Below are 24,516 nucleotides of genomic sequence, written 5' to 3'. Positions count from 1 at the left end.
GTCTCGAACGCCGCTGTCTTCCTACGGTTGTGAGGAAGTCTGATGTCTGGAATGCTGCAAGGCTGCGCAAGATCGGACATGGACGAGGTGCATGCTCACGCCTGTTTCGCAAATGCACTCGCTCAGGGAGGTGGCGAGTCGGATCAATTCCGGCGTCGATCTCCCTGGCATCCTGTTCGATCTGGTCAAGACCGCCTGCGAGCATGGCGGCTGGAGCATGGGCTCGATTATGTCCGTGGACGTCGCCCATGGCTACGCGCATGTCTCGGTCCGTCACGACCCCACGCTGCTGCGGCGCCAGCTCGAGGATCGCTGGGAATTGGCGACGAGCCCGGCGCTCGTCGCGCTGCGAACTGGCGAGCCGGTCTACATCCCTGATGCGCGGGCATCGGAAGAGTTCCCTGGTTATCGGCGCGAGGCCTTCGAGCGGGATTACCGCTCGGTTCTGGTGATGCCGCTGACCAGCGCCGATGCCGATGGGCGTCCCATGGTGCTCAGCCTGATCTCGCGGGAGAGCAAGCCGCTGCCGTCCGACGACCTCGCCTATATGGGCATGATAGCCCACCTGGGCGCGATCGCGGTCGAACGCGAGCATCGCTTGCGGGCCGAGCGGCGCGCAGCCGAGGAGCAGCGCCGCGCGCTGCATGCCCAGGGCGCCTTGCTGCAGGAGGTCCTGTCGGGCGGATCGGCGGACGCGCTGGCGGTGCGGCTGAACGAGCTCCTCCGCTGTGCTGTGCTAGTGGTGGATTTCGCCGAGAACGCGCTCGTCGCCGCAGGCTCGCCCGTCCCCGTCGCCTATGACGAGGCTGCGTGGCGCACCTTGTTGGCCTCGGGGCAGGCCGATCCCGTCATCGCAACGGTCAAGGCTGCGGTCGCCGACGGCGAGACGAAAGTTGGCAGCGTCACAATCGATGCCAGCGGCGGAAAGCTGGTCTTGCCTGCTTTGATCGAGCCTTTGAGCGTCGATGCGGAGACCGTCGGCGCCCTCGTCCTGTTCGACGCCGAGCCGGGCGACGATCTGCGCCGGCTCATGCTGGACAGTGCGAAATTCGCGCTGAGCGTCCAGATGATGCGCAGCGTGATCCAATTCCGCTTCGAGACCCGCACGCTGACCGAGTTGTTCTTCGAGATCGTCGAACGACGCTGGCGCGATCCGGAAGACATCGCCCGCCGGGCACGCCATCTCGGCCTGCCGCTATCGCGCGCGCTGCGCATGCTCGTCGTCGATTTTCCTGGAGCCGCCAGCGGGGCGCGCAACGGCTCGTTGGAAGCTCACCAGAGTGTCCAGCGACTCGCGCGACAACATGGCCTGAGCTGCCACGTCATCGCCATCGGCACCGGACTGGTCTGCCTCCTGCCGACGCAGCCGGGCGATGATCGCGAGCGGCTCGATCGCTTCGCGCAGCGTTTGGTCGAGACGCTGCGCCACGGCTTCCGCGGCGAGCCCATCGCGGTCATCGGCGGCGTCTGCGACGGGCTCGACGATTATTCCGGAGAGTGGGAGCGAGCCTGGCGCATGCTGCGGATCGCGCGCAGCTTCCGGCGCAGTGGCGTGCTCTCGGCGCTCGATTTCGGCCCGCTGCCGATGCTGATCGGCGCCGCCGACGCGGCCGAGGTGCGCACCTTCGTCGAGGGCAGCATCGGCAGGGTGGCGGCGCATGATCGCGAGCACGGCACGCCCTATCTGGAAACGCTGACCGCCTATCTGCGCGCCGGATGCCGTAGTCAGCCCTGCGCCGACGCGATGGGGCTGCATGTCACCACGCTACGCTATCGGCTCGCCCGGATCGAAGAGTTGTTCCAGATCAATGCGGATACGCCGGAACGGCGCTTCACGTTGGAGTTGGCGCTCAAGATGCACGGCATCATCGAAAGCCGGACCGCCTCTCATCCCTGAAGCGGCGAATTCTTTTGCGTGCCTGTCCTCCGTTCCGGAGGAAGAAAGCCGAGACGCGCCTGCCTAGCCTCGTCCTCACTGGTGACAAGCACCGAAGAGGATCGCCATGCTGGCGACGGCCCCCGAACACTCTGCCACGATCGATCCCGTCGCGCTGCGGCGGGCTTTCGGGACCTTCCTGACCGGCGTCACGATCATCACGACGCATGACGCCGATGGCCGCCCGCGCGGCATGACGGCGAATTCCTTCACCTCCGTCTCGCTGGATCCGCCCTTGCTGCTGGTCTGTGTCGGCAAGGGGGCATCGAGCTTTCCGGCCTTCGACAGGGCAGATTGCTTCGCGGTCAACCTGCTGCAGGAGGATCAGAAGGATCTCTCCAACCTCTTCGCCTCCAAATCGCCTGACAAATTCGCCGACGTCGCCTTTGACAGCGTCCATACCGGCGCGCCTGTCCTCGGCGACTGCCTGACCTGGTTCGACTGCAGCCTGCACCAGCGCGTCGATGCCGGCGACCATATCGTACTGATCGGCCAGGTGCAGGCGTTCGGCACCAGCCCCTCGGCGCCGCTGGCCTTCTGCCGCGGACGTTACGCGGCGGTGAAGGACCCTCTGCCGCCGGGCTGGCTCGCCTCGAGCAGCATGGTCGTGAACTACCTCGTCGAGTCGGATGGCAAGCTGCTGCTCTGCCGCGAAAGCGGTGGCGGCTGGGCCCTGCCGCAGGCGACGCGCCGCATTCTCGATGGAAGGCTGCCGCTGGCCAATGGCGAAAGCCTGCCGCTGCTGCCGGAAGACACCTTCCTCTATTCGGTGTTCGACGTCGCCGATGGCGATCCAGGCCATCTCGTCTATCGGGCGCGGCTCGCCGGCGACGCCGGCGGCATCTCCCTGCCCGAGGGCGTGCGCTTCTTCGGCTTCGACGAGTTGCCCTACGAGCAGATCCTGACGCGAGAAACCCGCAGCGTGCTGCGCCGCTATGTCAGCGAGAGCAGCGGACGCCGCTTCGGCATCTACATCGATTCCCATGATGGCGGGCGCTTCGCGATGGTCGAGGACACCCGGCCCTGGGCCGGCATTCCGCAACTCTGGGAGCGCGGCGGCGCATCATGAAGACGACGGTCGAAACCCTTCAGGGCTCGCGCATCGGGCATTTCATCGACGGCGCGTTTGTCCCGCCGCAAAGCGGCGTCTACGCGCCGAGCTACGATCCGACCACGGCCGAGCCCTGGTATGAATTTGCGCTGGGCGATGCGCGCGACGTCGATGCGGCCGTCCGCTCCGCTCGCGCCGCGCTGATCAACCCGGTCTGGCGGAGGATGACGCAGACCGATCGCGGCAAGCTTGTGCGCCGGCTCGGTGACCTCATGCTCGCCCATGCAGAAGAACTGGCCCAGCTCGAATGCCGCGACAACGGCAAGCTGATCAAGGAAATGCGCGCCCAGATGCGGGCGATCCCGGACTCCTACGGCTATTTCGCAGGGATGGCTGACAAGCTCCAGGGCGACACGATCCCGGTCAACAAGCTCGACACGCTGAACTTCAACCTGCGCGAGCCGATCGGCGTCGTCGGGATGATCATCCCCTGGAACTCGCCGCTGATGATGCTGACCGGCACGCTGGCGCCCTGCCTCGCCATCGGCAACACGATCGTGGTCAAGCCCTCCGAACACGCCACGGCTTCGGCGCTGGCACTGGCGGAACTGGTGATCGAGGCTGGCATCCCGCCGGGCGTCGTCAATGTCGTCACCGGCGACGGCGTCACGACCGGCGATGCGCTGACCCGCCATCCCGGCATCGCGAAATACGTCTTCACCGGCTCGACCGACACAGGCCGCAAGATCGCCGGCAATGCGGCCGGCAATCTCGTGCCCTGCCAGATGGAGCTGGGTGGCAAGTCGCCTCATGTCGTGTTCTCGGATGTAGACATCGAGCGCGCAGTGAACGGCGTCGTGTCCGGCATCTTCGCCGCAGCGGGGCAGACCTGCGTCGCCGGCTCGCGCTGCTTCGTCGAGGCGCCGGTCTATGAGCGCTTCGTCGAGGCACTGGTCGAGCGCACGAAACGCGTCAGGGTCGGCCATCCGATGGCTGAGGACACCGATATCGGGCCGCTCGCGCTGGCGGCGCAGCTCGATAAGGTCGAGCACTTCGTCGGCTCCGGCGTGCGCGAGGGAGCGAAAGTCGCCGTCGGCGGCCGCAAGCCCCAGGACGAGGCGCTGGCGCGCGGCTGGTACTACGAGCCGACGGTGCTGACCGAAGCGCGCAACGACATGACCTTCATGCGCAACGAGATCTTCGGACCGGTCGTCGGCGTCGTGCCTTTTTCGAGCGAGGAGGAGATGATCTCGCTCGCCAATGACAGCGAATATGGCCTCGCTTCCGGCATCTGGACCCGCGACATCGACCGCGCGATGCGCTTCGCCCGCAATGTCGAGGCCGGCACCGTCTGGATCAACACCTATCGCTCCGCCGCCTTCATGTCCGCCAATGGCGGCACGAAGAAGAGCGGTTACGGCCGCCGCGGCGGCTTCGAGGTCATGCGTGAGTTCTCGCGCCTGAAGAACGTCGTCATCGACTACTCGGGCGCCATGCAGGACCCGTTCGTCATCCGCCTGCGCTGATGCGCTGTCCCGCATATTTGCACGGAGGCAAGACATGAAATTCGCTCTCTCGATCAATATGGAGCGCTTCTCGCCCAATGAATCGATGCAGGATGCCATGTCCAACATGCTGGCGCTGGCCCGCATGGCGGACGAGGGCGGCTTTGAGACGCTGTGGACCGCAGAGCACCACACCATCGAATGCACGATCTCGCCGAACCCGTTTCAGACGCTTGGCTGGCTCGCCCAGCATACGAGCCGGATTAGGCTGGGCACGGCGACGCTGGTCGCGCCCTACTGGTCGCCGATCCGGCTCGCGGGGGAGGCTGCGCTCTGCGACCACCTGACCGGCGGCCGTCTCGAATTCGGCATCGCGCGCGGCGCCTACCAATACGAGTTCGACCGCATGGCCGGCGGCATGCCCCAGCAGGAGGGCGTCGCCTATATGAAGGAGCTCGTCCCGGCCGTTCAGAAGCTCTGGGCCGGCGACTACGCCCATGACGGTCAGTATTGGCGGTTCCCGCTCGCGACCTCGGTGCCTAAGCCGCTGCAGAAGCCGCATCCGCGCATCTGGGTCGCGGCGCGCGATCCCGGCACGTTCGACTGGGCCGTCGGCGTCGGCGCCAGCATCCTGTCGACGCCGCTCGCGGCCCCCGTGGCTGAGATCGGCGTGCTCGCCGAAAAATTCCGCAAGGCCTGCGCCGATCATCCCGAGAGACCGCGCCCGAAATTCATGATGCAGCGGCGCACCTGCGTCTACGATGGCCGGCAGGACTGGCAGGAAATCGTCCGCTACAGCGTCGATTACGGGCGCTACTTCGAAAACCTGATGCAGAATATCGGCACGGTGACGAATGGCTTCCCCGAGGCCGTGCCGTTCGAGACCGTCGCCAATCGTGGCAACTACGATCCCAAGGCGATCCGCGACAACCTCGTCTTCGGTACGCCCGACGAAGTCATCCCCAAGCTCGAGGTCTACGAGGCCGCCGGCGTCGACCAGTTCTGCCTCGGCCTCTCCTACAACCTGCCCTTCGAATTGCAGGTCAGGACGCTCAGGCTCTTCATCGACGAGGTGATGCCGCATTTCGCCGCCCGCGAACGCGAAGCCGCCCGGCCGCGCCTCGCTGCCATCGGAGCCTGACGCCGATGACCGAAGCTGTGATCCTGGCGCAGTCGCCTAACGTGAACGGCATCTTCGTTCGCGACGGCGTCGCGCTGAACTACCGGCTGAACGGCTCCGGCAGTCGGCCGCTCGTGCTGGTGCACGGCGTCGGTTCGTACTGCGAAGCCTGGGACGGCGTGATCGCGCGGCTGTCCGACGACTTCCGCATGCTGAGCTTCGATCTGCGCGGGCATGGACGCTCGGACCGGGTCAAGGGCCGTTACGAGATCGACGATTTCACCGGGGACGTGCTGACGCTAGCTGATCATGCCGGCTTCGGCCGCTTCGATCTCGCCGGCTTCTCGCTCGGCGGTCTGATCGCCCAGCGCCTCGCGCTGACCCATCCTGAGCGGTTGCGCCGGCTCGTGCTGCTGTCGACGGTCTCGGGGCGGACCGACGAGGAGCGCGAGCGCGTGCTGGCGCGCCTCGCCGCGCTCAAGGCCGGCGATCGCGGTTCGCATTACGACGCTTCGCTGTCGCGCTGGCTGACCGAGGACTTTCAGGCGCGCAATCCCGAACTGATTGCGGAGCTTCGGCGCCGCAATGCAGAGAATGATCCCGATTGCTACGCCTCGGCCTATCGCGTCCTGGCCGAGACCGATTTCGGCGGGCTGATCGACCAGATCCGGCTGCCGACGCTGATCGCCACCGGCGAGCACGACCTGGGCTCGAACCCGCGCATGTCGCGCTACATGCATGAGCGCATCCCGGGCTCCCGGCTGCACATCCTGCCGGGGCTGCGCCATTCCCTGCTGAACGAGGCTCCGGATCAGGTCGCGGCGCTGATGCGGGACTTTCTCACCGAAGCCGACGAGGGGAGCCGCGCGTGATCGTCGAGGAGCGCATCTATCGCATCCGCATGGGCAAGATGGGCCGCTATCTGCAGCTCGTCCGCGAAGAGGGGCTCGCAATCCAGCAGCCGATCCTCGGCCGGCTCATCGGATACTTCACCACCGAGATCGGCGCGCTGAGCCAGGTCACGCATCTCTGGGCCTATGAGAATCTGGAGGACCGCCGTCGCCGCCGCCAGCAGCTCATGGATGATCCGCGCTGGCAGGCCTTCCTGCCGAAGCTCTCGGAGAACATCGAGCAGGCCGAAAACAAGATCCTGCTGCCGACCGACTTTTCACCGCTGCGCTGACGGCGCGGCGCTCTCGGGAGAAAAGGCCGAAGGCCGCCCCGCGATAACAACCAGAAGGGGAACAGCGGTGAGCGAAAGGCTGCGTATCGAAAACCTCTACAAGGTTTTCACCAAGGACCCGACCGCGGCGCTGCAGCTTCTGCGTGGCGGCGGCACGAAGGACAGCGTCTCCACAAAGCTCGGTCAGGTGGTCGGGCTGGATGACGTCTCGCTCAGCGTCCCATCCGGCGCGATGTACATGATCATGGGCCTGTCTGGCTCCGGCAAGTCGACGCTCGCGCGCTGCGTCAACCGGCTGAACGAGCCGAGCGCCGGGCGTATCCTGCTGGACGGTCAGGACATCGTACCGCTCTCCGAGAAGGCGCTGCGCGAGGTCCGGCGCACGCGGATGTCGATGGTGTTCCAGCACTTTGCGCTGCTGCCCAACAAGCGCGTCATCGAGAATGTCGAGTTCGGGTTGAAGCTGCGTGGCGTCGCTCCCGCCCTGCGTCGCAAGCGTGCCGAGGAGGTCCTCTCCGTCGTCGGGCTCGCGCGCTGGGGCTATCACCTGCCGCATGAGTTGTCGGGCGGCATGCGCCAGCGCGTCGGGCTTGCACGCGCGCTCGCCACCGACGCCGACATGCTGATCATGGACGAGGCCTTCAGCGCGCTCGACCCGCTGATCCGCACCGAGATGCAGGACGAGCTGCTGCGGCTGCAACGCACGCTCAACAAGACCATTCTGTTCATCACCCATGACTTCCAGGAGGCGCTGAAGCTCGGCACACGCATCGCGATCATGTCGGAGGGCAAGCTCGTCCGCGAGGGCACGCCACAATCAATCGTTCTCGAGCCCGGCAGCGACTACGTTGCCGCTTTCACCCGCGAGGTGGATCGGGCGCGATTGTTCGACGCACGCTCGGTGATGAAGCCGCCGGCTGAACTCTGGCGCGGCCCGGCCGGCATCGTGGTCGGCAGCGCCGAGGGCGGCTTCCTGCTCGACCAGCAGGAGCAGGTCGTCGCGGGGCTGAACGAGGCCGAGATCGCCACGCTGCAGCAGACCGGCGAATTGCCGGCCGGGCGCAGCCCTCATCTCTGCGTTCCCGAGGGCGCCAAGCTCGTCGACGTAGCGCGCAGCTATCGCGCCGGTCGCGCCATGGGTGTCGTCGACGACAGCGGCAGGCTCGTCGGGCTGCTTGGGGCCGAGCAGATCCTCGCCCGCATCGCCAATCTGCCGAGCCCGGGAGAAGCCCCATGATCAAGGCTGACGATCTCGCGATCTTCCCGGTCGACCAGTGGATCCAGGACGGGGTGCGTTGGCTCGCGCTGAACCTGCGGCCGCTGTTCCAGGCGATCAAATGGCCGGTCGAAAGCCTGCTCGGCTTCAACGACTGGGTCCTGCACGCGATTCCGTTCCCCGCCATGCTCCTGCTGATCGGCCTGATTGCCTGGCGCAGCGCGGGCAGGGGCGTCGCCATCTTCAGTGTCGTCTCGCTGATCGTTATCGCGATGCTCGGCGTCTGGTCCGAGGCGATGACGACGCTCTCGCTGATCGCGACCGCGATCGTGTTCTGCGCGGTGATCGGCATTCCGATCGGCATCCTCTGCGCCCGCAGCGACCGGGTCTGGAACGTGGTCCGCCCGATCCTCGACATCATGCAGACGACGCCGACCTTCGTTTACCTCGTGCCGGTGGTGATGCTGTTCGGCGTCGGCACGGTGCCGGGCGAGGTCGCGGTCGTGACCGCAGCCGCACCGCCGCTGATCCGCTTCACCAATCTCGGCATCCGCATGGTCGAGCATGAGATCGTCGAGGCGGGTCTCGCCTTCGGCGCGGACAGCCGCCAGCTCCTCTGGGAGATCCAGCTTCCGCTCGCGATCCCGACCATCCTCGGCGGCCTCAACCAGACCGTCCTGACTGCGATGGTGATGTCGGTCGTCGTCGCGATGATCGGGGCCGAAGGGCTCGGCCTGGTCGTCCTGCAGGGACTCGGGCGTCTCGATGTCGGCCGCGCGGCAGTGGGCGGCATCGCCATCGTGCTGCTGGCGATGATGCTCGACCGCATCACCCAGAAGCTCGCCGAACCGAAGCGTGGCCAGCGCACCCCGCTGCTTCAGGTGCTGGCGCGGTTCCTCCGGGGAGGGCGACGCGAGGAGATCGCCGCGCCGCCGCCCCCGGAGGCCAGCCGACAGGCGGCCTGACCGACCCATTTCGACGAAGAACCCGCCCGCAAAGGGCGGACAGGGGACAAGACCAGTCATAACCGAAGAGGAGAACGTCATGATCAGCCTGTCAGCCAGACCGTTTATCAAGACCGTTGCCGCGGCGGCGCTCGCTGCCGTCACCCTGCAGGGAGCGGCTTTCGCGCAGACCCTGCCGGGCAAGGGCAAGACCGTGCGCTACGCCCAGAGCGATAGCCTCGGCGCCAATTACGTGACCGCCCAGATCATCAGCCGTGCGATGAAGGAACTCGGCTATGAGGTGAAGATCTCGACGCTCAACACGACGCTGTTCTTCCAGGCCGCTGGACAGGGCGATCTCGATCTCGCCACCGACGTCAACATGCCCCAGCGCGAGCCCGCCTTCCGGGCGGTCGAGAAGCAGGCCGAGCTGCTCGGCAGTGGCATGATCGTCGGTGGTGGCATCAACGGCTACCTCATCGACAAGAAGACCGCGACCGCCCACAACATCACCACGCTCGCGCAGATGAAGGATCCCAAGGTCGCCGCCCTGTTCGGCAAGGACGGGCGAGCGGACCTTATCAACTGCGATCCGGGCTGGAGCTGCGGCGACGTCGTCGACTTCCAACTCGACAAATTCGGCCTCAAGGACACCGTTCGCTCGGTACGCGGCAAGTACGAGACCTTGATGGTCGAGGCGGTGGCGCGCGTGAAGCGCGGGGAGCCGGCCTTCTTCTATGCCTGGAGCCCGTCCTGGGTGAACAATGCGCTGATCCCGGGCGAGGATGTCGTCTGGTTGCCGACGCCGGAGGATGCGCTGCCGCCGAACGTGCCGAACCGCGGTTCGGCACTGGTGCCCGGCGTCAAGGGCTGCGCCGGCGGCGCTGACCCCTGCCGGATGGCGATGTCGTCCTGGAACTGGGCCTCTGTCGCGAACAAGCAGTTCGTCGCGGCCAACCCGGCCATCAAGACGCTGATCGAGCAGATCAAATTCCCGCTTGCGACCTGGTCGGCCTGGGAATTCAACATCAACAAGAATGGCGCCAGCAGCGCCAACATCAACCGCATGGCCGACGAATGGATCGCCCAGAACAAAGCTGCGTTTGACGGATGGGTAAGCAAGGCCCGAGGCGCCGCCTAATCTCAATCGGAAAGGAAGCGTCACCCATTCGGAATGCCCTACTCGGCTTGAGATGCCTCCAGGGAAGGTTGCTGGAGGCATCTCGGGGCCAGAGACCAACCCCGTCCGCTCGCCCACGAGCGTCCGCATTATGGCAGCTATCGAAGGTCAGGTTACGGCGCGTTCTACGCGCACGGCTAAGGGCCTGTACTAAAGAATTCCAACCAACAGGGGGCGGGCAAATAATCAGGCAGTTGGCGCTACTCACACATCCTTCACATGGACAGATCGAGCACCTCGCCTTCGAAAAGACGATCGTATGAGCCCTTGATGTGCCGGCGCATCGCATCGCGCGCGTCGTCCTCTCTGCGGTCGCGTATGGCAGCGAAGATCGCGTCATGCTCATCCAGCACGCCCGCCAGCCCTCCGGCAGGCCCGAGCAGCGACAGACCGTGCAACTTCATGCCGACATTGATGTGATCCTTGAGAGCTTGCATCGAAGACAAGAAAAATAATTGTTCGCAGCTTCGGCGATAGCCGTATGGAAAGCGTAGTCGGCGTCCTCCCGATAGCCATGAGCTCGGGTGGTATCGCACATCAGTTCGAGTGCGCTGGCGATCGCTGAGAACGCCGCGGCATTGTGCCGTTTCGCGGCGTAAAAGGCATTGGCTGGCTCGACCTAGAGCCGGAACTCATAACATCGTTGCACATCGGCGATGGTGCCGACCGGTGCGAAAGCGAGCGCCTTGCCTTTTTCCGCGTCCGCTCCCCGCACGAATGTGCCGGCGCCTTGGCGCGAGAAAACCAACCCATCGTCGCGAAGACGGCGCAGCGCCTCGCGAACGACAGGGCGAGATACGCCGTAAAGCGCCGCGAGATCGTGCTCGCCGGGCAACCGTGTGTTCGCCGCATACTCACCGGAGGCGATGCGGGCAGCGAGGTGACCGCAGATGGTGGACTGACGACAGGGGGCGTCGCGCATGCCCGGAAAAGGGTGCAGACGGAATTGCAACGACGATAATCCCACCAAACCGAGCTGATATGCGTGAGGCTTGATCTAACGTCGGAAAGGCTCGATCACCGTTTGAGGTGGATCAGTTCAGATCGTTCGCCTGCTGCGACTGCGAACACGCTCATCTCACGCTGGCATGCTGCGGGCCGATGCCTGCGATAATCCATTCACGCGTCTGTTCCAGAACCTCGTCCGAAAGCATGGGATCGTCGACCGCCCGCGCGAGGATCACGGCCCCGACCATCGCCGCAAAGCTCCCGACCGCCGCGCGGCGCCTGTCCGACGCATCCAACTCCGGGAGCGCCTTGCTGGCACGATCGATCTGCGATCGAAGGCCTTCCGTCATGGCGGAGCGCGCCGCCGGGCTCTGAAGGCGGACAGTCGCGGCAAGGCTCGCCGTCGGGCAGCCGCCGGCGCAGTCGTCGCGATGACGGGGTGAAAGATAGGCGTCCACATAACTGCGCAGGTCGCCGCCGCCGCCCTCGCCAGCCGCGAGGACATGCGCCAGCGCCTGAGCGATGAGGTCGTCCTTGGAATCGAAATGGCCATAGAATCCGCCGTGAGTGAGCCCGGCGGCTTTCATCACCTCCGCCACGCTGACCGCGTCGAACCCTTTTTCACGGAACAGCCGGCTGGCGATCTCCAGGATTCTGAGCCGGTTCTTCGCCATCTGGTCTCGACTGACCTTCATTTCGAAAATTCTCCGCCAGCCCCGTTGACATAAACATGATGGATATCATATTTGGAGTCATTCATGATGATTATCATGAATGTAAGTTTTGTCCGCGAAATGAGCAACCCCATGCCCGCGCTTCCGTCCGTTCTTATCACCGGCGCTTCGACAGGCATCGGAGCCGGCTATGCCGAGCGCTTCACGAAACGCGGCCACGACATCGTCCTGGTTGCCCGCAACGCGGCGCGAATGGAGGCTCTGGCAGCTCGCCTGCGCGAGGAACACGATGTGTCCGTCGACATCCTCCAGGCTGATCTGGCCGAGCCTGCCGAGCTTGCAAGGGTGGAGGCGCGGCTGCGCGATGACGCTCGGATCGGGATCCTCGTCAACAATGCCGGAACGGCCATCGGTGGAAGCTTCATCGAGCAGAGCGTCGACGACATGACACGTCTGGTCGCCCTGAATGCCACCGCGGTTTTGCGACTTGCCGGCGCCATTGCCCCGCGTCTCGCCAAGGCGGGCGAAGGGGCGATCGTCAATATCGGCTCCGTGGTCGGCCTGGCGCCCGAGTTCGGCATGACCGTCTACGGCGCGACTAAAGCTTTCGTTCTGTTCCTGTCGCAGGGGTTGAGTGCCGAGCTGGGCCCGAAGGGCGTCTATGTTCAAGCGGTGCTTCCGGCAACCACGAGAACGGAAATCTGGGGGCACGCCGGCGCCGACGTCAACGCGCTGTCCAACGTGATGGAGGTGGGCGATCTCGTCGACGCCGCGCTGGTCGGCTTCGACCGCCGCGAGGCGGTGACGATCCCTCCGCTTCCCGACGCCGGTCAGTGGGACGCGCTCCAGGCGGCGCGCCAGGCGATGCTGCCGAACTATGGAAACGCACGGCCGGCCGAGCGCTATCGCACCATCGCCTGATACGTGACCAAACCATCGATACAGCGGCCCCAGTGTCATGGGGCGAACCAAGGTGACCTTATGATGAGCAAATCGCTGTTTGAGCCCTACACACTGGGCTCTCTGACCCTTTCCAATCGGATCGTGATGGCGCCACTGACGCGCAACCGCGCCGGCGGGGGTCTGGTGCCTAGCCCGTTCGCGGCGGAGTATTACGCGCAGCGGGCGAGCGCCGGCCTCATCATCACCGAGGCGACGCAGGTTTCAGAGCAGGCACAGGGCTATCAGGACACGCCCGGTCTCTATACGCCCGAACAGGTCGCAGAGTGGCGCAAGGTGACCGACGCGGTTCATGCGAAAGGCGGTCGCATCTTCGTCCAGCTCTGGCATGTCGGCCGAATCAGCCATGTCGACCTTCATGGCGGGAAGGCCCCCGTTGCGCCGTCCGCGATCCGCGCCGAGGCCAAAACCTTCGTGAACAACGGCTTCGCCGAGGTGTCGGAGCCGCGCGCCCTGGAACTGGACGAAATCCCCGGTGTCATTGAGTCGTTCCGTCAAACGGCGGCCATCGCGATCGAGGCGGGCTTCGACGGGGTCGAGCTGCATGGCGCCCATGGTTATCTGCTCGACCAATTCCTGCGGGAGACCGCGAATGTCCGCACGGACGCTTATGGCGGCTCGATCGAGAACCGAGCTCGGCTGCTGATCGAAGTCACGGAAGCCGTGGTGAAGGAAATCGGCGCTGAGCGCACAGGTGTCCGACTCTCACCGGTCTCGCCCGCAGGTGGATCCGTGCTGTCGGGCAATGAGCAAGCGCAATACGGCTACGTCGTCGAAAAGCTCGACGGGCTCGGTATTGCCTATATCCACGTCGTGGAAGGCGCGACAGCCGGCCCGCGCGACGCAGTGCCGTTCGACTTTGGCGCGCTCCGCAAGGCGTTCCGCAATACGTATCTCGCCAACAACGGCTACGGCGTCGAACTCGCCAACGCGCATTTGGCGGACGGTACGGCGGACCTTTTCGCCTTCGGGCGCCCGTACATCGCCAATCCCGATCTTGTCGAACGCCTGAAAGGCGGCGCGCCCCTCGCCCAGCTCAACCCCGCCACGCTCTATGGCGGCGGCCCCGAGGGCTACACCGATTATCCGGCCGCCACGGTCCCAGCTGACGCCTGATCCGAAAGAACAGTATCATGAAGGCCTTCATCCTCGATCGGTACCGCAAGAAACAGGCGCTGCGTCTCGGTGACATGCCGGAGCCGGAGCCCGGTCCCGGCGATGTGCTGGTCGAGGTTGAGGCCGCCGGTCTCAACCTGCTCGACTCCAAGATAAGGGACGGCGAGTTCAAGCTGATCCTACCCTATAAGCCACCGCTCGTGATGGGCCATGATCTGGCCGGGACCGTCGTGGCGGTCGGTGCGAATGTACGGCGCTTCAAGCCGGGCGATGCGGTCTATGCGCGACCGCGCGACGGGCGGATCGGCACCTTCGCCGAACGCATCGCCGTCAAGGAAGACGATCTTGCGCTCAGGCCCGCCAATCTCTCGATGACGGAGGCCGCATCGATCCCGCTGGTCGGGCTGACGGCCTGGCAGGCGCTGGTCGAGCACGCTCAGATCAAGCCGGGGCAAAAGGTGCTGATCCATGCCGGATCGGGCGGTGTCGGCACCTTCGCCATCCAGCTCGCCAAGCATCTCGGCGCCACCGTCGCGACGACGGCGAGCGCCGCCAACGCGGCAATGGTGAGGGAGCTGGGGGCGGATGTCGTCATCGACTATCGCAGCCAGTACTTCGAGGAAGAACTGTCGGACTACGATGTCGTCCTCGCGAGCCTCGATGCCGCGACGCTGGAAAAATCGCTCAAGATCCTGAAGCCCGGCGGGAAGCTGATCTCCCTTTCCGGCCCGCCCGATCCCGCGTTTGCCCGTGCACAGGGTCTGAATGTCGTGCTTCGGCTTGTCGTGCGCCTGCTCAGCGCGGGCATTCGGAGCAAGGCGAAGCGCGCGGGTGTCGACTACTCGTTCCTGTTCATGCGCGCCAACGGCGAGCAACTCGGCCGGATTGCGAAGCTCATCGAGGACCGCACGATCCGTCCGGTCCTCGATCGGGTCTTCCCCTTCGATCAGTTGAACGAGGCCTTGGCCTACATCGAAACCGGTCGCGCCAAGGGGAAGGTCGTCGTCACGCTCAAGTGACGCGATCTCCCAGGAGAAGGAATCCATCATGGCTCCCCATATCGGCGGCGCAGACTGGAAGACGACGCCCAACCAACGTGTCGAGGCTGCCGGCACGCGCTTCGCCTATCGCCGCCTCGGACCTGATGCCGGTATGCCGGTGGTGCTGCTCAATCACTGGGGCGCGAACCTCGACAATTTCGATCCCCGCATCGTCGAGGGTCTGGCGGCGGATCGACCTGTCTTCGCGCTCGACTATCGCGGCATCGGCATGTCGGATGGCGCAGCGCCGCTGACCATAGCCGAAATGGCCAGCGACACGATCGCCACGATCCGTGCACTTGGCCTGAAATCGGTCGATCTGATCGGCTTCTCACTCGGCGGCTTCGTCGCGCAGCAGATCCTGTTCGACGCGCCCGATCTCGTCCGCCGAGCCATCCTCGCCGGCACGGGCCCTGCGGGCGGAACCGGGATAGCGCGGGTCGGTCCGGTGTCGTGGCCACTCATCATCAAAGGGCTGCTGACCTTTCGCGATCCCAAATTCTATCTCTTTTTCACGTCGAGCGCGGCAGGCAGGCGAGCGGCCTCCGCGTTCCTTGCACGATTGAAGGAGCGGACGCGGGATCGTGACAGGGCGGTCTCGCTGACTGCTTTCCTGCGCCAGTTGAAGGCGATCAAGGCCTGGGGTCTCCAGGCGCCTCAGAAGTTGGAGGCCGTCCGCACGCCCGTCCTCGTGGCGAACGGCAATCACGACATCATGGTGCCGAGCGTGAACTCGTCCGAGATGGCGCGCCGTATCCCCGGCGCCGAGCTCGTCATTTATCCCGACGCCGGGCATGGCGGCATCTTCCAGTATCACGAGGCCTTCCTGGCGAAGGCCAAGGCGTTCCTGGCCAGCTGACAGGCGGGCCTCCCCCGACAAGGACACAGATGATGGACCATACGACGTTCGGCCAGACCGGCCTTCAGCTTTCCAGGCTTGCGCTGGGCACCGGCAATTTCGGCACGGGCTGGGGCTACGGCGCCGAACCCGAAACCGCCATCGCCATTCTTGACGCCTACGCCGAGGCAGGCGGCAACTTCATCGACACTGCCGACGTGTATCAGTTCGGCCAATCTGAAGAGATATTGGGCAAGGCGCTCGAAGGCCGGCGCGAGGATTTCGTGCTCGCCACCAAGTTCACCAATGGCGCCGTGCCGAACGCCAACCGGCTGGTGACGGGCAACAGCCGCAGGGCGATGGTCGCCTCGGTCGAGGCGAGCCTGCGACGGCTGAAGACTGATCGCGTTGACCTCTACTGGGTGCATCATCCCGATGGCCTGACGCCGATGGAAGAGATTGTGCGCGGCCTCGACGACCTCGCGCGCGCCGGCAAGATCCTCTATGCCGGCCTCTCCAACTTCCCGGCCTGGCGGCTGGCGCGCGCGGCGACCCTGGCCGAGTTGACGCGCGCCGTGCCGATCGCCGCCGCGCAGTTCGAGCACAGCCTTGTGCATCGCGAGCCTGAAGGCGACCTAATCCCCGCCTGCGACGCGCTGGGGATCGGCGCCGTTACCTGGTCGCCGCTGGGCGGCGGCGTGTTGACCGGCAAGTATCGCAAGGGCGAGACCGGGCGTGCCGAAGGTTTTGGCGGCCGCGTCTTTCAGGCCGAGAACACGCCGCGACGCACGGCCACCATCGACGCGGTGCTGCAAGTCGCCGAGGAGACCGGCAGCAGTCCCGATCGTGTCGCCATCGCCTGGGCCATGACGCATGGCGCAGTGCCGATCATAGGGCCCCGCTCCCTCGACCAGTTGGAGAGCAATCTGGGCGGGGCGGCGCTGGTGCTCTCGGCAGAGCAGATCGCGCGCCTCGATGCGGCCAGCGCGCCCGCGGGTGCTCCGCCTCGGGTGACGACGCGCGCCGTTGCCTGACACAGGAGCTTAAAGCCGCATGCGCGGCCTGAGAGGAGATCCGACATGAGCAAGCCTGAAATTGTCCTCGCCCATCCCGTCCGCACCGCGATCGGGGCCTATAACGGCACGCTGAAGGGGGTGCCCGCCACCGAACTTGGTGCCATCGCCATCCGCGAGACGCTGCGTCGCGCCGGGTTGTCCGGCGACGACATCGGCTCGGTCGTGATGGGCAATGTCATCCAGGCCGGCAACCGGATGAATCCAGCCCGGCAGGCGTCCATTGGCGGCGGTCTGCCGGTGTCCGTTCCGGCGCTCACCGTCAACCGTGTCTGCGGATCAGGCGCCCAGGCGATCCTGTCGGCAGCACTCGAGATCGCCACGGGCGACAGCGATGCCGCGATCGCGGGCGGCATGGAGAATATGGACCGGGCGCCTTATCTGATGGACGGCGGACGCTGGGGCTACCGTATGGGACCGGCCCAAATCCTCGACAGCATGCTGACCGACGGACTGAACGATGCCTTTTCCGGGGAGCATTCCGGCTGGCACACGGAAGATCTCGTCGCCAAGCTCCAGATCACGCGCGAGGCGCAAGATGCCTTCGCCGCACGCTCCCAGCAGCGTTTCGCCGCCGCCCGCGAGGCCGGCCGGTTTACGGATGAAATCGTTGCTGTCGAAGTGAAGGGGCGCAAGGGAACGGAAAGTTTCGTGACCGATGAAGCGCCACGGCCAGATACCACGATCGAGACGCTCGCCCGGTTGAAGCCCGCCTTCCGCCCGGACGGCACGATCACGGCCGGCAACGCGCCGGGATTGAACAGCGCGGCGGCTGCGGTGATCGTCGCCGAGCGCGGCTTCGCGGAGACGAAGGGCGTCGAGCCCATGGCGCGTCTCGCCGGCTATGGAGTCGCGGCCCTGGAGCCGGGCTTCTTCGGTCTCGGCCCCGTTCCGGCCATCCGCAAGGCGCTGGACAAAGCCCGGTGGACCCTTGGCGACATCGAGCGCATTGAGATCAACGAGGCCTTCGCCGCCGTGCCGCTCGCGATCATTCAGGAGCTTGGCCTGCCCGAGGACATCGTCAACGTGGAAGGCGGGGCCGTCGCCCACGGGCATCCAATCGGCGCCACCGGTGCGATCCTGACCACACGGCTCCTCCATTCGATGCGGCGCGACGGCATTTCCAAGGGCATCGTCACCCTGTGCATCGGCGGCGGCCAGGGCATTGCGCTCGCACTCGAAGCACTGTGATTGCGCAAGCATCTCCATGAGTTCGGGCGAGGTGCTGCACGAGATACCCAGCCCTAGCGCGAGCCAATGGGCGGTTGGCTTTGCGCCGGACAGCCGTGCCGCTTGGATCGTCTATGGCTCACGTCTTGTGATGTATGGCATCCAGCTATGAAGGAGCTCCACAGGGTCCTTGGAAATTCGCCCTATCCGCAATCGTCGCCCGTCCTGCGAGCCAGAACTCGCGTGAGCGGACTTGTCAGGATTCGGAATGGTTCGGGATCTGACTTTATGCACCCGGCTGCGAAAGTCGGCTTCCAGGCCAGTAGCCAATGTCTGCAACTGGCGCCTTCAGGCGGTGGCGCTGATGCCGTCGACGGCGCGAAGGCGAGCCATGGCAAAATCCGTGAACGCCCTGATCACGGGACGCATGTACCGCACCGATGGATAGACCAGGAATGCCTCTGTCGACTTGATATTGTAGCCGGGCAGCACACGAACCAGCCGCCCCGCAGCGAGATCATCAGCCACGAGGGGATGCTGCACTGGCCCGACACCGCGACCGTCGCACAACGAGGCAATCAGCACCTGCGCATTATTCGTCCGCAAAATGGGACTCACGCGTACGCTCAATTCATCATCCTCATGCTGAAGGCTGAGAAGGCACGCAAGACTGGCGTGATCGTCGCCTTTATAACGGCGGCTGTCCTGCTCGTCGGGGCCGCCGCTGCCTATCTCGCGGCCATGCTGGGCGGGCGTCATCGCGATGACGGAATTGACCTCTTCGCCCGTTGACAGGCTTCAGGAGTGCTACGGGAGGGCGGAATGTATCGTCCGCCTTCCTGTCGCTGTGGCCGCCGCGTTGCCCGCCACATCATTTGACAGGGCGACCGCGCGTGAGAACCAAGGTAGAACAGCGTTGCATGAACGCTGTCACACCGATTCGCTATCTCGATGCCCTGAACCCGGCGCAGAGGCGGGCGGTAACGCATGGCGGCGGAGCGGCACCGGCGCCGCCATTGCTGATCATCGCCGGCGCCGGCTCGGGCAAGACCAACACACTGGCGCACCGCGTCGCCCATCTCCTCGTCAGCGGTGCCGACCCGCGCCGCATCCTGCTGATGACCTTTTCCCGGCGCGCCGCCGCCGAGATGTCGAAGCGGGTCGAACGGATTGCGCGCAAGGTGCTCGGCAACGGAGCCGGCGCGCTCGCGGATGCGCTGACATGGGCCGGGACGTTCCACGGCATCGGCGCACGCATCCTGCGCGATCAGGCCGAGCAGCTTGGCCTCGACCCGGCGTTCACCATCCATGACCGCGAGGACGCCGCCGATCAGATGAATCTGGTCCGGCACGAGCTCGGTTTCTCGAAGACTGAGGCGCGCTTTCCGACCAAGGGCACCTGCCTCGCCATCTACTCGCGCTGCGTGAACGCCGAGCAGCCGATCGAGGACGTGCTGGGGCGCTCCTATCCCTGGTGCGTCGCCTGGGCCGCCGAGTTGAAGGAGCTGTTCGCCGCCTATGTCGAAGCCAAGCAGGCGCAGAACGTCCTCGATTACGACGATCTGCTGCTCTACTGGGCCCAGGCCATGACCGTACCCGCGATCGCTGCGAATATCGGCGGTCGCTTCGATCACGTCATGGTCGACGAGTATCAGGACACCAATCGCCTGCAGTCCTCGATCCTGCTCGCGATGAAGCCCGACGGCCGGGGGCTCACCGTCGTCGGCGACGATGCCCAGTCGATCTATTCGTTCAGAGCTGCGACAGTGCGCAACATCCTGGACTTTCCGGCCGCCTTCACACCGGCAGCCGAGGTCGTCACCCTCGACCAGAACTACCGCTCCACCAGCGCCGTTCTCGCAGCCGCCAACGCGGTCATCGACCTCGCCGCGGAACGCTTCACCAAGAACCTTTGGACCGATCGGGCGAGCGGGGCCCGACCCCAACTGGTCCATGTCCGGGACGAGGCCGACCAGGCCCGCTTCATCGCGGAGAAGGTCCTGGAGAATCGCGAGGGCGGCTCGACGCTGAAGCAGCAGGCCGTGCTGTTTCGCGCCTCGCATCACAGCGGCCCGCTCGAAATCGAACTGACGCGGCGGAACATTCCCTTTGTGAAATTCGGCGGCCTGAAGTTTCTCGACGCCGCGCATGTGAAGGACCTGCTCGCCCTGCTGCGCTTCGTCGAGAACCCGCGAGATCGTGTCGCCGGCTTCCGCGTGCTGCAATTGCTGCCCGGTGTCGGGCCGACATCGGCCCAGCGCGTGCTCGATCACGTCGGGACGGCCGCCGATCTCGCCGAAGGGCTGGCCGATGCCCCCGCACCGCCTCGCGCGGGCGACGACTGGTCGGGCTTCGTCGGCGCCGTCACCGAGCTCCGTTCGGGGCGCGCCGGTTGGCCGGCGGAGATCGAGCGGGCGCGGCGATGGTATGAGCCGCATCTCGGGCGCATGCACGAGGATGCTTCGACGCGCCAGGCCGATCTCGTGCAGCTCGAACAGATCGCCGGCGGCTATCCGTCTCGCGAGCGCTTCCTGACCGAGCTGACGCTGGACCCTCCTGACGCCACCAGCGATCAGGCCGGCGTGCCCCTGCTCGACGAGGACTATCTGGTCCTCTCGACGATCCATTCGGCCAAGGGGCAGGAATGGAAGTCGGTCTTCGTGATGAACGTCGTGGATGGCTGCATTCCCTCCGACCTCGGGATTGGCACGTCGGAGGAGATCGAGGAAGAGCGGCGCCTGCTCTATGTCGCTATGACCCGCGCCAAGGATGACCTGAGGCTCCTGGTGCCGCAACGCTTCTTCACGCACGGCCAGTCGTCGACGGGCGACCGCCACGTCTATGCCAACCGCACGCGCTTCATCCCGAACGCGATGCTCGAGCACTTCGAGCGCTGCCAGTGGCCGCAGGCCGTCGCCGATCCAGGCCGATCGGCGAGCTCGGGCCCTAGGATCGACATCCGGGCCCAAATGCGGGGCATGTGGCGATAGCGCGAAACTCCGACGGCTCGGCGATGTCGCGGTTGGTCGCCGTATGACCGATGCCCCTGCGACCTACAACATGTCCGCCGTCAGATGATTTGAGACCGTTTTCGTTTCTCAGGAACGGAGGCTCTGGCTCATCTGGGTTTGAGGCTATGCGGCCTGCAACTGATGCTGCAAGCGTCTTTTCTGGATGGTCAGGCGCTTGATCCTTTCGCGTTCGGTGAGGATGGCCTGGCCACGGCCGAAGTAGACGTCGGCGGGCGTGAGGTTGCCGAGGCTCTCGTGATAGCGGTCGTGATTGTAATGCTCGACGAAGGCGGCGACCTGCCGTTCGAGATCTCCGGGCAGATAGTAATTCTCGAGCAGGATGCGGTTCTTCAGGGTCTGGTTCCAGCGCTCGATCTTGCCCTGCGTCTGGGGATGGTAGGGCGCGCCGCGAACATGCTGCATGCCCTTGCCGTCGAGCCAGGTCGCGAGGTCGGCCGAGATGTAGGACGAGCCGTTGTCGCTCAACAGCCTCGGCCGGTGCGCGACCGTGATCCGGTCGAGCCCCGATGCCGCCAGCGCCAGATCGAGCGTGGCGGTGACGTCGTCGGCGCGCATCGTGGCACAGAGCTTCCAGGCGACGAGATAGCGCGAGAAGTCGTCGAGGACGGTCGAGAGATAGGACCAGCCCCAGCCGGTGATCTTCAGATAGGTGAAGTCGGTCTGCCAAAGCTGGTTGGGCGCCGTCGTCTTGTCCTTGAACTCGGACGCCGCCTTGATGACGGTGTAGGCCGGGCTGGGGGTGAGGTCATGCGCCTTCCAATCTCCTCCTTACTGCAGTCGGAATTCGCCGTTCACCGCACTGAGGTCGGCGGGGCCGATTAGGTCCTTATGAGCCACGGTGATGCGGAACAGCTTGCCGTCGAGTTTGGCCTGCCAGAAGGCGAGGAACTTGTTGAGCTCGGGGAAGCGCGGGGCGAGGTCGTAGTCCTGCCAGACATATTCCTGCAGGATCGCCGGGTGGTCGGGCATCCGGTAGAGAATGCCTGCGGTGGTCAGTCCATAGCCCGCGATCTGGCGGGCGAAGTCGCTTGAAGCCATGCCTTTCCGCTCCGTGGTTACAGCACTGCGATGGCAGCGCATTTTCAACGCGGGCGCAAGCCGAAAGGTTGTGTTTCCGCTGCCTTTTCAGGCTGTTAGCACTCGATCGAAAAAAGTGCTGCCGGCCTCTTGAACTGCGAAATCGGCGAAACCAAATCATCGCGCGGGCGAACGTGCCGCAGGGCGCCGCGGTTCCTCAGCCGCGCCGCCAGGGCGTCGCCTGCTTTGACCTGTGACCGACATGAACGGAGGAACTCATGAAGTTTCGGCCACTACATGACCGCGTCGTCGTGAAGCGCATCGACGCCGAGGAGAAGACCAAGGGCGGGATCATCATCCCCGACACCGCCAAGGAGAAGCCGCAGGAGGGGGAGATCGTCGCCGTCGGGGCAGGCGCCCGCGACGAGCAGGGCAAGCTCGTGCCGCTCGAGGTGAAGGTCGGAGACCGTGTGCTCTTCGGCAAATGGTCGGGCACCGAGGTGAAGATCGACGGCGAGGATCTCCTGATCATGAAGGAGTCCGACATCATGGGGGTCGTCGAGACCACCGCCTCTCTCAAGAAGGCCGCCTGATCGGGGCCTGCTCCCAGTCGCAAATCTGTCCATCAACCTGAAACCTCAAGTCTGAAGGAGTGAGGAATCATGGCTGCGAAAGACGTCAAGTTTTCGCAAGACGCCCGCGAGCGGATGCTGCGCGGCGTCGATACCCTGGCCAACGCTGTGAAGGTGACGCTCGGTCCGAAGGGCCGCAACGTCGTGATCGAGAAGTCGTTCGGCGCGCCGCGCATCACCAAGGACGGCGTCACCGTCGCCAAGGAGATCGAGCTCGCCGACAAGTTCGAGAACATGGGCGCCCAGATGGTGCGCGAAGTGGCCTCGAAGCAGAACGACGCCGCCGGCGACGGCACCACGACCGCCACGGTCCTGGCCCAGGCGATCGTCCGCGAAGGCGCCAAGGCGGTCGCCGCGGGCATCAATCCGATGGACCTGAAACGCGGCATCGATCTCGCCGTCGAGGCGGTGACGAAGTCGCTCGGCGAGCACTCCAAGAAGATCACGGGTTCCGAGGAGGTCGCGCAGGTCGGCACGATCTCGGCCAATGGCGACCGCGCGATCGGCGAGATGATCGCCGAGGCGATGAAGAAGGTCGGCAACGAGGGCGTCATAACGGTCGAGGAAGCCAAGACCGCCGAGACCGAACTCGACGTCGTCGAGGGGATGCAGTTCGACCGCGGCTATCTGTCCCCCTACTTCGTCACCAACTCCGAGAAGATGATCGCGGAGCTCGAGGACCCGTATGTCCTCATCCACGAGAAGAAGCTCTCGGGCCTGCAGACCATGCTGCCGCTGCTGGAGGCCGTGGTGCAGACCGGCAAGCCGCTGCTGATCGTGGCGGAGGATGTCGAGGGCGAGGCTCTCGCCACCCTCGTGGTCAACAAGCTTCGCGGCGGCCTCAAGATCGCCGCGGTGAAGGCGCCGGGCTTCGGCGACCGCCGCAAGGCGATGCTCGAGGACATCGCCATCCTCACCGGCGGCACCGCGATCTCCGAGGATCTCGGCATCAAGCTCGAGAACGTGACGCTCAACATGCTCGGCCGCGCCAAGAAGGTCCGGATCGAGAAGGAGAACACCACGATCGTCGACGGCGCCGGGAAGAAGAAGGAGATCGAGGCCCGGGTCGCGCAGATCAAGGCGCAGATCGAGGAGACCACGTCGGACTACGACCGTGAGAAGCTGCAGGAGCGCCTGGCCAAGCTCGCCGGCGGCGTCGCGGTGATCCGTGTCGGCGGCGCGACCGAGGTCGAGGTCAAGGAGAAGAAGGACCGCGTCGACGACGCCCTGAACGCGACCCGCGCGGCCGTGGAAGAGGGCATCCTGCCGGGCGGCGGCGTCGCCCTGCTGCGCGCCGTCAAGGCTCTGGACGGCCTGAAGGCCGGCAATGACGACCAGAAGACCGGCATCGAGATCGTCCGCAAGGCGATCACCGCCCCGGCTCGACAGATCGTCGACAATGCCGGCGATGACGGCGCGGTCGTGATCGGCAAGCTGCTGGAAGCGGCCGATTACAACCACGGCTACGACGCGCAGACGGGCACCTATGGCGACTTGGTCAGGGCCGGCATCATCGACCCGACTAAGGTCGTGCGCACTGCAATCCAGGACGCGGCATCGGTCGCGGGGCTGCTGATCACCACCGAGGCGATGATCGCGGAGCTTCCGAAGAAGGAAGCTGCAGCGGCAATGCCCACCGGTGGCATGGATTATTGAGCATCGAGGGCGCCGCGGCTTCCGCGGTGCCCTGTCCCAACGCCGCAATCTCCTAGGCATGCCAAGAGGAAGCCATGCCTTTTTCATCGCTGACCGATCCCATCGACCTAGCGCGTGCCGAGGCCGCTCTTGAAAAGGCATGGGCGGATGTCCGGCGTCAGCGCTCTTGAGACCATTTAGGGGTTTTCGGGAAGGGAGGATTTCTGGATCATCGCAGCCATTATG

Annotated in this window: 22 protein-coding genes and 2 pseudogenes; 18 read left to right on the top strand and 6 right to left on the bottom strand. The window is 65.3% G+C overall.

All coding sequences use genetic code 11. The features are described from left to right. The first annotated feature begins 91 nt into the window (after nucleotides 1–91). The 9 genes from AC1RMY_RS00120 (at nucleotide 92) to proX (ending at nucleotide 10,096) form a co-directional block, all read left to right on the top strand. Nucleotides 92–1,897, top strand: coding sequence for a helix-turn-helix domain-containing protein (locus AC1RMY_RS00120; RefSeq protein WP_492861910.1), 1,806 nt, complete (start codon nucleotides 92–94; stop codon nucleotides 1,895–1,897). A gap of 106 nt (nucleotides 1,898–2,003) precedes the next feature. Continuing rightward, entirely contained in the window at nucleotides 2,004–3,005 is a 1,002-nt protein-coding gene (locus AC1RMY_RS00115) for a flavin reductase (protein WP_492861909.1), read from the top strand. Beyond that, a complete protein-coding gene (locus AC1RMY_RS00110) occupies nucleotides 3,002–4,513 on the top strand; it encodes an aldehyde dehydrogenase (protein ID WP_492861908.1) in 1,512 nt (503 codons plus the stop codon). The genes AC1RMY_RS00115 and AC1RMY_RS00110 overlap by 4 nt, the downstream gene beginning before the upstream one ends. Nucleotides 4,514–4,547: 34 nt before the next feature. Further along, nucleotides 4,548–5,633 (top strand): LLM class flavin-dependent oxidoreductase, encoded by a 1,086-nt coding sequence (locus AC1RMY_RS00105; RefSeq protein WP_492861907.1) that lies wholly within the window; start codon nucleotides 4,548–4,550, stop codon nucleotides 5,631–5,633. Between the two features lie 5 nt (nucleotides 5,634–5,638). After that, nucleotides 5,639–6,484 (top strand): alpha/beta fold hydrolase, encoded by an 846-nt coding sequence (locus AC1RMY_RS00100; protein WP_492861906.1) that lies wholly within the window; start codon nucleotides 5,639–5,641, stop codon nucleotides 6,482–6,484. Beyond that, the gene (locus AC1RMY_RS00095) at nucleotides 6,481–6,795 is read left to right on the top strand and encodes an NIPSNAP family protein (RefSeq protein ID WP_492861905.1); all 315 of its coding nucleotides are present in this window, start codon (nucleotides 6,481–6,483) and stop codon (nucleotides 6,793–6,795) included. Before AC1RMY_RS00100 ends, AC1RMY_RS00095 begins: the two co-directional genes overlap by 4 nt. A 67-nt stretch (nucleotides 6,796–6,862) precedes the next feature. After that, the gene (locus AC1RMY_RS00090) at nucleotides 6,863–8,032 is read left to right on the top strand and encodes a quaternary amine ABC transporter ATP-binding protein (RefSeq protein ID WP_492861904.1); all 1,170 of its coding nucleotides are present in this window, start codon (nucleotides 6,863–6,865) and stop codon (nucleotides 8,030–8,032) included. Next, the gene (locus AC1RMY_RS00085) at nucleotides 8,029–8,976 is read left to right on the top strand and encodes an ABC transporter permease (protein WP_492861903.1); all 948 of its coding nucleotides are present in this window, start codon (nucleotides 8,029–8,031) and stop codon (nucleotides 8,974–8,976) included. Before AC1RMY_RS00090 ends, AC1RMY_RS00085 begins: the two co-directional genes overlap by 4 nt. 79 nt (nucleotides 8,977–9,055) lie before the next feature. After that, a complete protein-coding gene (gene proX / locus AC1RMY_RS00080) occupies nucleotides 9,056–10,096 on the top strand; it encodes a glycine betaine/L-proline ABC transporter substrate-binding protein ProX (protein WP_492861902.1) in 1,041 nt (346 codons plus the stop codon). A gap of 254 nt (nucleotides 10,097–10,350) precedes the next feature. Here proX and AC1RMY_RS00075 read toward each other — a convergent pair. The 3 genes and pseudogenes from AC1RMY_RS00075 to AC1RMY_RS00065 form a co-directional block, all read right to left on the bottom strand. Continuing rightward, nucleotides 10,351–10,694 (bottom strand): annotated as a pseudogene (locus tag AC1RMY_RS00075) (FCD domain-containing protein). Nucleotides 10,695–10,754: 60 nt separating this feature from the next. Beyond that, entirely contained in the window at nucleotides 10,755–11,087 is a 333-nt protein-coding gene (locus AC1RMY_RS00070; RefSeq protein WP_492861901.1) for a winged helix-turn-helix domain-containing protein, read from the bottom strand. A 121-nt stretch (nucleotides 11,088–11,208) separates the two neighbouring features. Beyond that, entirely contained in the window at nucleotides 11,209–11,778 is a 570-nt protein-coding gene (locus AC1RMY_RS00065) for a TetR/AcrR family transcriptional regulator (protein WP_492861900.1), read from the bottom strand. A 111-nt stretch (nucleotides 11,779–11,889) separates the two neighbouring features. Here AC1RMY_RS00065 and AC1RMY_RS00060 point away from each other — a divergent pair, with 111 nt between their 5' ends. From AC1RMY_RS00060 to AC1RMY_RS00035, 6 genes are read left to right on the top strand one after another with little or no spacing between them, the layout of a single operon-like run. Next, complete coding sequence (locus tag AC1RMY_RS00060; protein ID WP_492863524.1) at nucleotides 11,890–12,678, top strand: SDR family NAD(P)-dependent oxidoreductase; 789 nt, start codon at nucleotides 11,890–11,892, stop codon at nucleotides 12,676–12,678. Nucleotides 12,679–12,738: 60 nt separating this feature from the next. Beyond that, the gene (locus AC1RMY_RS00055) at nucleotides 12,739–13,833 is read left to right on the top strand and encodes an alkene reductase (protein ID WP_492861899.1); all 1,095 of its coding nucleotides are present in this window, start codon (nucleotides 12,739–12,741) and stop codon (nucleotides 13,831–13,833) included. A 17-nt stretch (nucleotides 13,834–13,850) separates the two neighbouring features. After that, nucleotides 13,851–14,852: an NADP-dependent oxidoreductase gene (locus tag AC1RMY_RS00050; RefSeq protein WP_492861898.1), complete on the top strand. Its 1,002-nt coding sequence runs from the start codon at nucleotides 13,851–13,853 to the stop codon at nucleotides 14,850–14,852. Between the two features lie 28 nt (nucleotides 14,853–14,880). Beyond that, on the top strand, nucleotides 14,881–15,732 hold the full coding sequence (locus tag AC1RMY_RS00045; protein ID WP_492861897.1) for an alpha/beta fold hydrolase: 852 nt from the start codon (nucleotides 14,881–14,883) through the stop codon (nucleotides 15,730–15,732). 32 nt (nucleotides 15,733–15,764) lie between these two features. Then, the gene (locus tag AC1RMY_RS00040) at nucleotides 15,765–16,745 is read left to right on the top strand and encodes an aldo/keto reductase (RefSeq protein WP_492861896.1); all 981 of its coding nucleotides are present in this window, start codon (nucleotides 15,765–15,767) and stop codon (nucleotides 16,743–16,745) included. A gap of 45 nt (nucleotides 16,746–16,790) precedes the next feature. After that, nucleotides 16,791–17,975, top strand: coding sequence for an acetyl-CoA C-acetyltransferase (locus AC1RMY_RS00035; protein WP_492861895.1), 1,185 nt, complete (start codon nucleotides 16,791–16,793; stop codon nucleotides 17,973–17,975). A 327-nt stretch (nucleotides 17,976–18,302) separates the two neighbouring features. Here AC1RMY_RS00035 and AC1RMY_RS00030 read toward each other — a convergent pair whose 3' ends face one another. Continuing rightward, nucleotides 18,303–18,713 (bottom strand): LysR substrate-binding domain-containing protein, encoded by a 411-nt coding sequence (locus tag AC1RMY_RS00030; RefSeq protein ID WP_492861894.1) that lies wholly within the window; start codon nucleotides 18,711–18,713, stop codon nucleotides 18,303–18,305. Between the two features lie 161 nt (nucleotides 18,714–18,874). Between AC1RMY_RS00030 and AC1RMY_RS00025 the strand changes: the two genes are divergently transcribed. Next, on the top strand, nucleotides 18,875–20,944 hold the full coding sequence (locus AC1RMY_RS00025) for an ATP-dependent helicase (RefSeq protein WP_492861893.1): 2,070 nt from the start codon (nucleotides 18,875–18,877) through the stop codon (nucleotides 20,942–20,944). Nucleotides 20,945–21,088: 144 nt separating this feature from the next. On the opposite strand, the pseudogene AC1RMY_RS00020 reads toward AC1RMY_RS00025, so the two are convergent. Both AC1RMY_RS00020 and AC1RMY_RS00015 read right to left on the bottom strand, forming a co-directional pair. Next, nucleotides 21,089–21,742: pseudogene (locus tag AC1RMY_RS00020) on the bottom strand (transposase); the annotation flags it as partial. Nucleotides 21,743–21,754: 12 nt separating this feature from the next. Then, the gene (locus AC1RMY_RS00015; RefSeq protein ID WP_492861892.1) at nucleotides 21,755–22,024 is read right to left on the bottom strand and encodes an usg protein; all 270 of its coding nucleotides are present in this window, start codon (nucleotides 22,022–22,024) and stop codon (nucleotides 21,755–21,757) included. 257 nt (nucleotides 22,025–22,281) lie between these two features. On the opposite strand from AC1RMY_RS00015, the gene groES reads away from it, so the two are divergent. Next, entirely contained in the window at nucleotides 22,282–22,596 is a 315-nt protein-coding gene (gene groES, locus AC1RMY_RS00010; RefSeq protein ID WP_492861891.1) for a co-chaperone GroES, read from the top strand. 69 nt (nucleotides 22,597–22,665) lie between these two features. Then, on the top strand, nucleotides 22,666–24,291 hold the full coding sequence (gene groL / locus AC1RMY_RS00005; RefSeq protein WP_492861890.1) for a chaperonin GroEL: 1,626 nt from the start codon (nucleotides 22,666–22,668) through the stop codon (nucleotides 24,289–24,291). Nucleotides 24,292–24,516: the final 225 nt, after the last annotated feature.

Source organism: Allobosea sp. GW822-FHT03F07 (assembly GCF_058801345.1).
Note: the sequence above shows the minus strand (reverse complement) of the source record. Positions and strands in the feature narration are given on the sequence as shown.